General features: G+C 52.3%; 11 protein-coding genes and 1 pseudogene. 9 read left to right on the top strand and 3 right to left on the bottom strand.

All coding sequences use genetic code 11. The features are described from left to right. Both NG42_RS20510 and NG42_RS22315 read left to right on the top strand, forming a co-directional pair. On the top strand, positions 1-1,145 hold a 1,145-nt coding region (locus NG42_RS20510), incomplete at its 5' end, for an RHS repeat-associated core domain-containing protein (protein WP_241488391.1). Continuing rightward, the gene (locus NG42_RS22315; RefSeq protein ID WP_072133290.1) at positions 1,145-1,486 is read left to right on the top strand and encodes a barstar family protein; all 342 of its coding nucleotides are present in this window, start codon (positions 1,145-1,147) and stop codon (positions 1,484-1,486) included. The genes NG42_RS20510 and NG42_RS22315, both read left to right, overlap by 1 nt. Before the next feature lie 53 nt (positions 1,487-1,539). On the opposite strand, the gene NG42_RS23930 is transcribed toward NG42_RS22315, so the two are convergent. Further along, positions 1,540-1,623, bottom strand: coding sequence for a SymE family type I addiction module toxin (locus NG42_RS23930; protein ID WP_072133292.1), 84 nt, complete (start codon positions 1,621-1,623; stop codon positions 1,540-1,542). Between the two features lie 731 nt (positions 1,624-2,354). On the opposite strand from NG42_RS23930, the pseudogene NG42_RS23925 reads away from it, so the two are divergent. Continuing rightward, a pseudogene (locus tag NG42_RS23925) lies at positions 2,355-2,537 on the top strand (MafI family immunity protein); the annotation flags it as partial. 203 nt (positions 2,538-2,740) lie between these two features. Further along, positions 2,741-3,001 (top strand): MafI family immunity protein, encoded by a 261-nt coding sequence (locus NG42_RS20505; protein WP_052902704.1) that lies wholly within the window; start codon positions 2,741-2,743, stop codon positions 2,999-3,001. Between the two features lie 47 nt (positions 3,002-3,048). Here the strand turns inward: NG42_RS20505 and NG42_RS22305 are convergent, their stop codons facing one another. Beyond that, positions 3,049-3,147, bottom strand: a complete 99-nt coding sequence (locus NG42_RS22305) for a SymE family type I addiction module toxin (protein WP_277619537.1) — start codon at positions 3,145-3,147, stop codon at positions 3,049-3,051. Positions 3,148-3,211: 64 nt separating this feature from the next. After that, the gene (locus NG42_RS20500) at positions 3,212-4,321 is read right to left on the bottom strand and encodes a YcbX family protein (RefSeq protein WP_052902701.1); all 1,110 of its coding nucleotides are present in this window, start codon (positions 4,319-4,321) and stop codon (positions 3,212-3,214) included. Between the two features lie 146 nt (positions 4,322-4,467). Here NG42_RS20500 and rlmKL point away from each other — a divergent pair, with 146 nt between their 5' ends. The 5 genes from rlmKL to pqiC are packed head-to-tail and all read left to right on the top strand — an operon-like array spanning position 4,468 to position 11,983. Then, on the top strand, positions 4,468-6,585 hold the full coding sequence (rlmKL, locus tag NG42_RS20495) for a bifunctional 23S rRNA (guanine(2069)-N(7))-methyltransferase RlmK/23S rRNA (guanine(2445)-N(2))-methyltransferase RlmL (RefSeq protein ID WP_052902699.1): 2,118 nt from the start codon (positions 4,468-4,470) through the stop codon (positions 6,583-6,585). Positions 6,586-6,591: 6 nt separating this feature from the next. Continuing rightward, positions 6,592-8,502 (top strand): ABC transporter ATP-binding protein, encoded by a 1,911-nt coding sequence (locus NG42_RS20490; RefSeq protein ID WP_052902697.1) that lies wholly within the window; start codon positions 6,592-6,594, stop codon positions 8,500-8,502. Positions 8,503-8,521: 19 nt separating this feature from the next. Then, positions 8,522-9,790: a membrane integrity-associated transporter subunit PqiA gene (gene pqiA, locus NG42_RS20485; RefSeq protein ID WP_052902695.1), complete on the top strand. Its 1,269-nt coding sequence runs from the start codon at positions 8,522-8,524 to the stop codon at positions 9,788-9,790. Next, positions 9,777-11,420: an intermembrane transport protein PqiB gene (gene pqiB, locus NG42_RS20480; protein WP_052902693.1), complete on the top strand. Its 1,644-nt coding sequence runs from the start codon at positions 9,777-9,779 to the stop codon at positions 11,418-11,420. Before pqiA ends, pqiB begins: the two co-directional genes overlap by 14 nt. Continuing rightward, positions 11,417-11,983 carry a membrane integrity-associated transporter subunit PqiC gene (gene pqiC, locus NG42_RS20475; protein WP_052902691.1) on the top strand — a complete coding sequence of 189 codons (567 nt, stop codon included), beginning with the start codon at positions 11,417-11,419 and terminating at the stop codon, positions 11,981-11,983. Before pqiB ends, pqiC begins: the two co-directional genes overlap by 4 nt. Positions 11,984-12,125 lie beyond the last annotated feature (142 nt).

The following is a 12,125-nucleotide window of genomic DNA, read 5'->3' as shown; positions in this document are numbered from 1 at the left end:
AGCGCATCGCGGCGGGCCGCGAAGAGCGTTTTAGTTATGATCCGGCGGGCAACCGCACCGACACCCGCGGGCAGGTGGTATGGCACAACCTGCTGCGCAGGCTGAAAGGTGCGCGTCAGGAGTATGACGGTTTTGGCCGCCTGGCCTGGCGCAGGGCGGCGCGGGGGGCCGCGGAGCAGTACTTCAGCTATAACGCGGAGCATCAGCTCAGCGAGGTGCGGCTGAGCGGGCACCGGGCGTTCAGCCGCGTGCAGTACCGCTATGATGCGCTGGGGCGGCGCACGCATAAAATTCTGCATCGCCACGACGAGCCGGATGCGGAAATAATGACCTTCCACTGGCAGGGGCTGCAGATGGTGGGCGAACAGAGCAGCCGCTCGCCCGATCACCGCGTGCAGTATCTGTATGGCGAAGGGAGTCGGGAGCCGCTGGCGCGGGTGGATATCGACGGTGACAGCCAGCAGACGTTCTGGTATCACACCGACCTGAACGGGCTGCCGGAGCGGCTGACTGACGAAGAGGGCGACGTGGTCTGGCGCGGCCGGTTCAGCAGCTGGGGCGAAACGGAATATGAAAGCGGCGGAAGCCGGCTGGCGGTGCCGCAGAACCTGCGTTTCCAGGGTCAGTATCTGGACAGGGAAACGGGGCTGCACTACAATCTTTTTCGCTATTATGATCCGGTGATGGGGAGGTTTACGCAGCCGGATCCGGTGGGGTTACGGGGTGGGCTGAACCAGTATGCTTACGCTCCAACCCCTCTTACTTGGGTTGATCCGCTGGGACTTAAATGTTCCCATACAGCCAGTAACCCCAAAGAAGCTCACGCAGCTATAAGAGATAAATGGGGTTATGATATGGCGCCAAAAGATATGAGAGAATTACATAGAGCAATAGATAATATTAAATTAAGGCAATCAGCGTATTTACGAGATGGTGCTACATTTGAAAATGACTTTAGAATCTTTTCTAATAGTCAGCGCCTTAATACGGGAGGCGGCCCTTATCAGGAATGGACAGTTAAAACACCGGGGGTAGGGAATCGTGGTACAAGACGTATTGTTGTCGATACGAAGATAGACAAAGCATACTATAGTCATGATCATTACGAATCTTTCATAGAAATAGTTCTTGGAGGGTGGAAATAATGAAAATGATAAAATTATCCATTGATTTTTCTAAAGTGAAAACTATTAATGACTTTCATCATGAAATGAATTTGTTATTTGGTTTTCCGGATTTTTATGGAAGGAATTTTCATGCTTTTATTGATTGCCTCACTAGTTTACGTTTCCCAGAGGATGGGATGACAAATGTTCATATAGAACAAGATGAATGTATACTACTTGAAGTCATGAATATAAATTCAGTTTCCAGCGACATTAGGCACGATTTTTTTTTATCGATACAAGCAATAAATGGAAGATGCATTTCTTATGGTGAAAATGCATCGATATTGTTATTGCTTTGCGAACCTCCTCGTTATTAATAAACTACTATTAAGCCGGAAAAGGTCCCTGTGATCCTTCCGTTTTTTTACTTTTAGCCGCCTGTGGTCAGGATCAGACAACCCGCCTCAACCCAGACGTTCACTATGCAGCCTGTCTCAAATCCCGCTTTACGCAGCCATTTACCTTTCTAAATTAATATTCAGTGTACTGATATCACTCCAATTCGGTACACATCCGACGATGTACTGTCGCTGCGCTTTGGAAATTACTTATTCTGAAATACAATTGTGTTCAGAAATGATCAAGTCCTGTTAAGTTGCCTGTGATTAGGGGCGTTGGCGTGTTGATGCACGGTAACGCTGCGTTAACTACCATGATCCGGTTATGGGGAGGTTTACGCAGCCGGATCCGACAGGACTAAAAGGCGGCTAAACCTCTACACGTACGTCAAAAACCCGTTAATCTGGATCGATCCACTTGGATTAAGTGGTTGTCTGGAAACTAGTTCGAATGATTATGTAGATCTTGCCAGTCCTCAACGACGTAGACATATTTTAGATGGCGATGCTACTGGTGGCGGTCAGCGTTCCGGAACAGGACACCCGGGTAAAAGTGAATTCCCTGTTGGATGGTCTGATGCAGAATAATGCATGAAGTTTCAGATATAGCTACAGATTATTTACTGGTATATACGACAGGACGCGGAGGAAGAACGGTAACAAATGGAACTCGAGACAGCATTGATATAAGAGTAATTCAGGAAAAGAATGGTGATATTATATCAGGCTTTCCAACAAACGTCCTCAGGAATCCTCGTTGATGAATACTAAACATCAAGAAATAGAAATTAATTTTTCTGAGTTAATGAATTTATTGAGGGTGTGATTTACATCCTCAGGACTTGATGAGGTTTTTGAATTTATTAAATATAATGAATATGGCTTGGCTCTGGACACTATAATTGACATTATTATTGAGGAAAATAAAAATATCAATTACGACACCTTTTATTTAATAATGAAATTATCTGACATTATGGAGTTGGATTCAGATAATCTTGGTAAGAAATTAATGGTCCATGTACTTTGATTATGCGCCGGGAAAGAACCACCAATTTCCCCGGCTCTTTTTTTAAGGGTTGTCGGGCTGACGGCCTCCGCTTACAAGGGCTTTATACTCATCCGGTGGCCGTTGTTAAGGTTACATACCCGAAAAATAGGGCTGGCACCGCTGCTATGAGAGATAACGGCATTTCCTGATAGTGGACTTATCCCTTCTTAACCGGAGGCCAGATGATGTCGATTGGTGAAGAATTAAATGAATTTGGCATGTGCTTTAATGATCGTCTTTCTGAGACAAATTTGAAATTTGCCCTGAATTACATAGGATTGAGTGAGGTGCCATTAGCACTCGAAACCTTATGCGATTATTTATGCGAAGGCGATATACCTGTAACAGAAGAAGAATATAAAAGAATCGCTTATTTTGATCAGGCACTGAAATATCCTTTGGATAAGCGTGTAATGAGATATTTGCAAGATCTGATTCTATGATAGAAAAGCCGGAAACGATCATGAAGATCCTTCCGGATTTTTTACTTTTACCCGCCCGTGCTCAGGTTCAGACAACCGGCCTCACTCCTGACCGTCACCGCCTGACCCGTCTCAAACCCCGCTTCGCGCAGCCACTTGCCGGACAGGTTCAGCTCCAGCGTGCCCGGTATCCCACAAGATGCTACTCAGAGCTTACCCGGCATTTCACCCTTAAGCCAGTTCAATATCCCCCGCAGGAATACAGCTACACGCCAGAATAGTGCCGTCATCACGAATAGCACTCTGCTTCAAGGCTTTTACTTCCCCGGAAACCAGCGTCATTTTGCAGCTGCCACAAATCCCGGCGCGACAAGAGTAGGGGATACGATGGCCCTGCATCTCTAACTGTTCCAGCAGTACTTGCTGATTATTACCGCTGAACTGCCCGCCCTGATATCCAATGGTGATTGCCGCTGCCGCCTGTTGTTCGACAGCCAGCGTTTCCACTATCTGACCGGTTCCATAGCTGCGCGGTGCCCTGGTTTGCAGAATTTCCAGCCGATCGCCAACGCGGATTACGCCGCTGTTGCGGGCGGTCAGATTGAGGCCAAAGTCGACATCGCCACTGTCATCGCCGGCACTACGGAATTTTTGTAATGTGGCCAGCGGTTCACCAGTGGGATGTTTACGGCCACGATCCGGGCTGATGGTGGTAAAGACGCAGCGGCTGCAAGGTTTCGGTACATCAAAGGTAATATCACCGATGCGCACCACCGACCAGCCGTCTTCGGCCCAGGCGCTGGCACCGCTGACCACCAGATTGGGGCGGAACTGCTCCAGTTTTACGCTGGCCGGGCAGCGCTGTTGCAGATCGAACAGTGAGGCGTCATTGACTAACAGGAAGGGAAAGCCGTCGGCGAAACCGAGCGGGATCTGCGGGTGCTTTTTCACCCGGCGGGTCATTTCCGGCCCGACCCAGCGCAACTGCACCGGACGCGGAAAGAAGCCGCTTAACCAGTTATTGATCGTTTCCGGCGCGATCAGTGCGGTAAAATGGTTGCCCCATACCTGTGTCGGCGCTGATTCAGCGGCGAAATCGGCAAAGCGAATGCTGGCGCTGCTGCCATCCGGCGCTTGCAGATACAGGCCATCAAGGGTCAGTGCCGGGGTAAACAGCACAATTTCCGGAAACTGGCGTGCAGTAATAAAAGTGCCATCCGGCTCGGTAATCATAAAAACGCGGTCAAATGCCAGACCGCTCTCCAGCGCCTGGGCGTGCGACAGCTGCAAGCCGCGCATCGACTTGACCGGGTGAATAAACAGGCGCGACAAGGTAATCATGGGGCTCTCCATGCTTGATCGGGTAGTCTGAGGCGAAAATCGGCTAAAACCGGATAAATCGTCGGACGAAAAGAAGCTAACTTTATGACATGCGTCTGTGATTAGCTATAATGCGCAACAATTTTCTCAGGACAGTAAGTGACGATATGAATTCTCTGTTTGCCAGTACGGCGCGTGGGCTCGAAGAGCTATTAAAAAGTGAACTGGAAGCGCTGGGTGCGCAAGACTGTCAGGTCGTCCAGGGCGGCGTACATTTCCAGGGAGACGATCGTTTACTCTATCAAAGCCTGATGTGGAGTCGACTGGCGTCGCGCATTCTGCTGCCGTTAACCGAGTGCGGTGTCTACAGCGATCTCGATCTTTATATTGGTGCGCAGGTGATCGACTGGACCGCGATGTTCGACAGCGATAAAACTTTCGCCGTCCATTTCAGCGGTACCAATGAGGTGATCCGCAACAGCCAGTTCGGCGCGCTGAAAGTTAAAGACGCCATCGTGGACAGCTTTACGCGTAAAAACCTGCCGCGTCCGAATGTTGATCGCGAGCAGCCCGATATTCGCGTTAACGTCTGGCTGAATAAAGAGACTGCCAGCATTGCACTCGATCTGAGTGGCGATGGCCTGCATCAGCGCGGCTACCGTCAACAGACCGGTCAGGCACCGTTAAAAGAGAACCTCGCGGCGTCGATCGTGCTGCGTTCCGGCTGGCAGCCAGGTACGCCGCTGCTCGATCCGATGTGTGGTTCCGGGACGCTGCTGATTGAAGCGGCGATGATTGCCAGCGATCGTGCGCCAGGCCTGCATCGTGCTCACTGGGGTTTCCTCGGCTGGAACAAACATAATGAAGAACTGTGGCGCGAAGTGACCAGTGAAGCGCAGGTTCGTGCACGTCGCGGCCTGCAGGAAACTACTTCCCGTTTCTATGGTTACGATAATGATTCACGGGTGATGGAGCGCGCGCGGGCCAACGCCCGTCGTGCCGGACTGGCCGATATTATCAGCTTTAACGTGCAGGATGTGTTGAAGCTGACCAATCCGTTACCGGAAGGGCCGACCGGTACCGTGCTGAGCAACCCGCCGTACGGCGAGCGCCTCGAGAGCGAACCGGCGCTGATTGCGCTGCACTCTCAGCTGGGCCGCATTATGAAAAGCCACTTTGGCGGCTGGAATTTGTCACTGTTCAGCGCTTCACCGGAGCTGTTAAGCTGCCTGCAACTGCGCGCCGATCGCCAGTTCAAAGCGAAAAATGGCCCGCTGGACTGTGTGCAGAAAAACTATCAGCTGGCCGTCAGCAGCTCGCCCAACGCGGTGGGGCAGATTGCTGAAGATTACGCCAACCGTCTGCGTAAGAATCTGAAGAAACTGGAAAAATGGGCGAAACAGGAAGGCATCGAATGCTACCGTATTTATGATGCCGACCTGCCGGATTACAACGTGGCAGTCGACCGTTACGGTGACTGGGTGGTGGTGCAGGAGTATGCGCCGCCGAAAACCATCGATCCGAATAAAGCCCGTCAGCGCCTGTTCGACGTGATTTCTGCCACCTTAAGCGTGCTTAATCTGCCGGCAAACAAGCTGGTGATGAAAACGCGTGAGAAGCAGAAGGGCAAAAGCCAGTATCAGAAACTGGGTGAAAAGGGCGATTTCTTCGAAGTCTCGGAATTTAATGCCAGATTGTGGGTCAACCTGACTGACTATCTCGATACCGGTCTGTTCCTCGACCACCGTGTGGCGCGTAAGATGCTTGGCCAGATGAGTAAAGGTAAGGACTTCCTTAACCTGTTTGCTTACACCGGCAGCGCCAGCGTGCATGCCGGACTCGGCGGCGCGCGCAGCACTACCACCGTGGATATGTCCCGTACTTATCTGGAGTGGGCAGAGCGTAACCTGCGCCTGAACGGCCTGACCGGACGTCAGCACCGTCTGATGCAGGCGGATTGCCTGAGCTGGCTGCGCGAAAGCCAGGAGCAGTTCGATTTGATCTTTATCGATCCGCCGACCTTCTCCAACTCCAAACGTATGGAAGAGAGCTTTGATGTGCAGCGCGACCATCTGGCGCTGATGACCGATCTGAAGCGTCTGTTACGCAAAGGCGGCACCATTATGTTCTCCAACAATAAACGCGGATTCAAAATGGACCATCAGGGACTGGCGTCGCTGGGTCTGAATGCGCAAGAAATTACGGCCAAAACCCAGTCGCAGGATTTTGCCCGCAACCGTCAAATTCATAACTGCTGGCTGATTACTCACGCTGGTAAGGAATAAGTTTTTATGTCACTGATCAGTATTCATGGTGCTTACCTGTCATTCAGCGATGCGCCGCTGTTGGATAACACTGAGCTTCATATCGAAGAGAATGAGCGCGTCTGTCTGGTAGGCCGTAATGGTGCCGGTAAATCGACGCTGATGAAAATCATCAACGGCGAACAGCCGCTGGACGATGGCCGTATTATTTATGAACAGGATCTGATTGTTGCCCGCTTGCAACAGGATCCACCGCGTAATGTGCAGGGCACGGTGTATGACTTTGTCGCCGAAGGTGTCGCCGAACAGGCGGAACATCTGAAGGCTTATCACGCGATTTCCCATACCGTAATGGAAGATCCTAGTGATAAGAACCTTAACGAGATGGCGCGTCTGCAAAGTATTCTCGACCATCAAAATCTGTGGCAGCTGGAGAGCCGCATTAATGATGTGCTGGAGCAGATTGGCCTGCAGGCTGATGTGCCGCTCTCTTCACTGTCCGGTGGCTGGCTGCGTAAAGCGGCACTGGGTCGTGCGCTGGTCAGCAATCCGCGCGTGCTGATGCTTGATGAGCCGACGAACCACCTTGATATTGAAACCATCGACTGGCTGGAAGGTTTCCTGAAAACGTTCCAGGGCAGCATCGTGTTTATTTCCCACGACCGTTCCTTTATCCGCAATATGGCGACGCGCATTGTCGATCTCGATCGCGGCAAGCTGGTCTCCTGGCCGGGCGATTATGACCAGTATCTGCTGGGTAAAGAAGAAGCGCTGCGTGTGGAAGAGATGCAGAATGCGGAGTTCGACCGCAAGCTGGCGCAGGAAGAGGTGTGGATTCGCCAGGGGATTAAGGCACGTCGTACCCGTAACGAAGGCCGTGTGCGTGCATTAAAAGCATTACGTCGCGAGCGCTCTGAGCGCCGTGAAGTGATGGGCAAAGCCAATATGTCAGTGGGCGAAGCCAGCCGTTCCGGCAAAATCGTCTTTGAGCTGGAAAACGTCGATTACGCCATTTCCGGCAAGCAGCTGGTGAAAGACTTCTCGGTACAGGTGCAGCGTGGCGATAAAATTGCGCTGGTTGGCCCGAACGGCTGCGGTAAAACCACCTTACTGAAACTGATGCTTGATCAACTGAAAGCCGACAGCGGCCGCGTGCATATCGGCACCAAGCTGGAAGTGGCTTACTTCGATCAGCACCGTGCAGAGCTGGATCCGGATCGCACGGTGATGGATAACCTCGCCGAAGGTAAGCAGGAAGTACTGGTAAATGGTAAGCCGCGTCACGTGCTGGGTTATCTGCAGGACTTCCTGTTCCACCCGAAACGGGCGATGACGCCGGTGCGTGCGCTGTCCGGTGGTGAGCGTAACCGTCTGCTGCTGGCGCGTCTGTTCCTGAAGCCAAGCAACCTGATGATTCTCGATGAACCGACCAACGACCTCGACGTGGAAACGCTGGAGCTGCTGGAAGAGTTAATTGACGGCTATCAGGGCACCGTGCTGCTGGTTAGCCACGATCGTCAGTTTGTCGACAATACTGTTACCGACTGCTGGATTTTTGAAGGCACTGGCGAGATCGGCAGCTTTGTTGGCGGCTATCACGATGCGCAGTTGCAGCGTGCCGCTTACAAACAAACCCGTGCCGCCAGCAAACCGGTCAGCGCGCCGAAGCAGGAAACGGCGAAAAGCGAAGCTGTTAAACGTCCGGCAACCAAACTAAGCTATAACCTGCAACGTGAACTGGAACAGCTGCCGCAAAAGCTGGAGCAGCTGGAGAATAAGATTGTCGATCTGCAAGCGCAGATGGGCGATGCTAATTTCTTTAACCAGCCGCACGATAAAACCCAGCCGGTACTGGATGCGCTGGCGCAGACTGAGCAGGAGCTTGAAGTCGCTTTCGAGCGCTGGGAATACCTTGAATCCCTGAAAAACGGTGCCTGATATAACGGGAGTGTAAGGTATGTGTTCGTCGGACCACGCGCATCACTGGATGCTCTGTCCCCAATGTGACCTGATGACACAGCTGCCGGAGGTAAAACCCGGCAGCAAAGCGAGCTGTCCACGCTGTCACACCACATTAATCGCGAACTGGGTTGAGCCGCGCAAGCGGCCAACTGGCTACGCGATTGCCGCACTGTTTATGCTGTTGCTCGCCAACCTCTTTCCCTTTGTCAACATGCATGTCGCTGGCCTGAGCAGCCAGATTACCCTGATGCAGATCCCGCAGGTGATGGTGTCTGAGAATTATACCAGCCTCGCCACGCTATTTATGTTGTTTGTGCAGGGCGTACCGGCTTTTTGTATGGTGGCGATTCTGCTGCTGGTCAATAAAGTGCGCATGGCTGAACGGCTGCGGCGCGGCATAGCGCGTGTCCTGTTTCAGCTGAAAAGCTGGAGTATGGCGGAGATTTTTCTCGCCGGGGTGCTGGTCAGCTTCGTTAAATTGATGGCTTATGGCGATATCGGTATCGGCAGCAGCTTTATTCCCTGGTGTCTGTTTTGCGTTTTACAGCTGCGTGCGTTTCAGTGTGTTGATCGCCGCGGGCTATGGCAGCGCGTGGCACCGATGCCAGCGCTACCGATTAAACCGACTGGCGGCATCAGCGGCTTGCGTCAGGGCGTGCGCTCCTGTCGTTGCTGTACCGCGATACTTCCGGTCGATCAGCGGGTTTGCCCGCGTTGCGGTACTGCCGGACACGCAAGGCGCAGGCACAGTCTGCAATGGACCATGGCGCTGCTGATTACCTCGCTGGTGTTGTATATTCCGGCAAATCTGATGCCGATTATGGTCACTGAAGCGCTCGGTAACAAAATGAACTCGACGATTATGGCCGGGGTAATTTTGCTCTGGAGTGACGGCTCTTATCCGGTCGCGCTGGTCATTTTTATCGCCAGTATTATGGTGCCGTCGCTGAAGATGATTGCCATTGGCTGGCTCTGCCTGGATGCACAGGGGCATGGACGCCGCGACAGCGAAAAAATGCATCTGATTTATGAAGTGGTGGAATTTGTCGGACGTTGGTCAATGATCGACGTCTTTGTTATTGCCGTGCTCTCTGCGCTGGTGCGTATGGGGCGATTAATGAGTATTTATCCTGCGACAGGTGCGTTGTTGTTTGCGATGGTGGTGATCCTCACTATGTTCGCCGCCATCACCTTTGATCCGCGCCTGACATGGGATCGAGTACGAGAAAAAAGTCTGAAGGAGCCGAGCGTTGACGGAAAATAATCACGGCGTCGCCAAAGTCGAGCAGATCAAACGCTGGTCGCCCGTCTGGATCATCCCGATTGTCACCATTCTGATCGGGGCGTGGATACTGTTTTATCATTTCAGCCATCAGGGGCCGGAAGTCACCCTGATCACCACCAATGCCGAAGGGATTGAGGGCGGAAAAACCACGATTAAAAGTCGTAGCGTCGATGTCGGTATCGTTGAGAGTGCGGTGCTGAGCGACGATTTACACCATGTGGAAATTAAAGCGCGCATGAACGCCGGTATGGAAAAGCTGTTGCACAGTGACACCGCGTTCTGGGTCGTGAAACCGCAAATTGGTAAGGAAGGCGTGACCGGGCTGGGTACGCTACTGTCCGGTGCTTATATTGAACTGCAGCCGGGCAATAAAGGTGACAAACCTGAAAGCTACCAACTGCTGGATTCGCCACCGCTTGCTCCACCTGATGCTAAGGGGATTCGTATTACCCTCGACAGCAATAAAGCCGGGCAGCTGAATGCCGGCGATCCGGTATTGTTCCGTGGCTATCGCGTCGGTTCGGTTGAGGCCAGTAAGTTTGATGCCGACAAGCGCTCAATGCGTTATCAGCTGTTCATTGCTGCGCCTTACGATCGTCTGATCACCTCCAATGTGCGTTTCTGGAAAGACAGCGGCATCGCCGTCGATATGTCGGCTTCCGGTATGCGGGTGGAAATGGGCTCGCTGACCACATTGTTTAGCGGCGGGGTCAGTTTCGACGTGCCTGACGGACGTGAGCTGGGCCAGCCAGCGGAGAATAATGCTGAGTATCAGCTGTTTGACGATCAGCGCAGCATCCAGGATTCGCTGTATACCGAGCATAAAGATTTCGTGATGTTCTTTGACGATTCGATTCGAGGTTTGCAGCCGGGCGCACCGGTTGAGTTCCGTGGCATTCGTCTGGGCACCGTCGCGCAGGTACCTTTCCTGGTGCCGGGCACCAATCAGCAGCTGAACAACGATTATCGTATTCCAGTGCTGGTGCGTATCGAGCCAGAGCGCTTCATTAAAATGATGGGCAGCAACTTCGATCTTGAACGTCGTCTCCAGGAAGGTAAGCAGCAGGGGCTGCGCGCTTCACTGAAATCGGCCAATTTGCTGACCGGTTCACTGTATGTCGATCTCGACTTCTATAACTCAGTGAAACCTTACACCGGGCCGAATGATATTGGTGGTTACGAAATCATTCCAACCACCAGCGGCGGTCTGAGCCAGATTCAGCAGAAACTGATGGCGGCGCTGGATAAGGTCAATGCGCTGCCGCTGAATCCGATGGTGGATCAGGCGACCAATACTCTGGCAGAAAGCCAGCGTACCCTGCGCGAGTTGCAGAAGACGCTGGATAATATCAACCAGATTACCTCCAGCCAGTCGATGAAAGATCTGCCGCAGGATATGCAGCAAACCCTGCGCGAACTGAATCGCAGTATGAAGGGCTTCCAGCCAGGCTCGCCAGCTTACAGCAAGATGATCGGGGATATGCAGCGTCTCGACCAGGTGTTGCGTGAACTGCAGCCGGTGCTGAAAACGCTGAACAACAAGAGTAACGCGCTGGTCTTTCAAGCAAAACCAGGCCAGGACCCGCAGCCAAAGAGGGCTAAACAATGATGAAATGGATCCCCGTGGCAATGGCGCTGGCACTAAGCGCCTGTAGCAGTACGCCGGACACCACTTACTATCAGTTACCGGCTGCGGCCGGTAGTGCCAGCACTATCAGCACTACCGCCACCAGTAAGCCGATTCTGTGGATCGAGCACGTATCGGTGCCGGATTACCTCGCCGGCAACGGCGTGGTTTATCAGACCAGTGATGTGCAGTATGTGATTGCCGCCAATAATCTTTGGGCCAGTCCGCTGGACCAACAGCTGCAACAGACGCTGGTCAGTAATATCAGCGCTGTGCTGCCTGGCTGGATTGTCTCGGCGTCACCACTGGATGAGAAACACGATACGCTCAACGTCAGTGTCAGCGGTTTCCATGGTCGTTATGACGGTAAGGTCATTATTAGCGGTCAATGGATTCTGCAACACGACAGCCAGCTGATTAAGCGGCCGTTCCTGATCTCATTGCCGCAGGATGAGGATGGTTACGATGCGTTAGTCCGCACATTGGCAAAGGGCTGGCAGCAGGAAGCTCAGCAAATAGCAAGTGAGTTAACGCGCTTAAATTAGGAATAATTTTACTTAACCGCTAAGTCCTTGATTATCTGAGCGCGCGATGCTCTCAGTGTCAGGGACTTTTTATTTGGTATTTCATGATGATAACCAAATTTTATCTTGTTTTTCGCGCGTTTTAGCCGCTTATCTTAACCTG

It is taken from the genome of Winslowiella iniecta (assembly GCF_001267535.1).
GTDB classification, from domain to species: Bacteria; Pseudomonadota; Gammaproteobacteria; order Enterobacterales; family Enterobacteriaceae; genus Erwinia; species Erwinia iniecta.
This window is presented reverse-complemented; position numbering and strand designations above follow the sequence as displayed.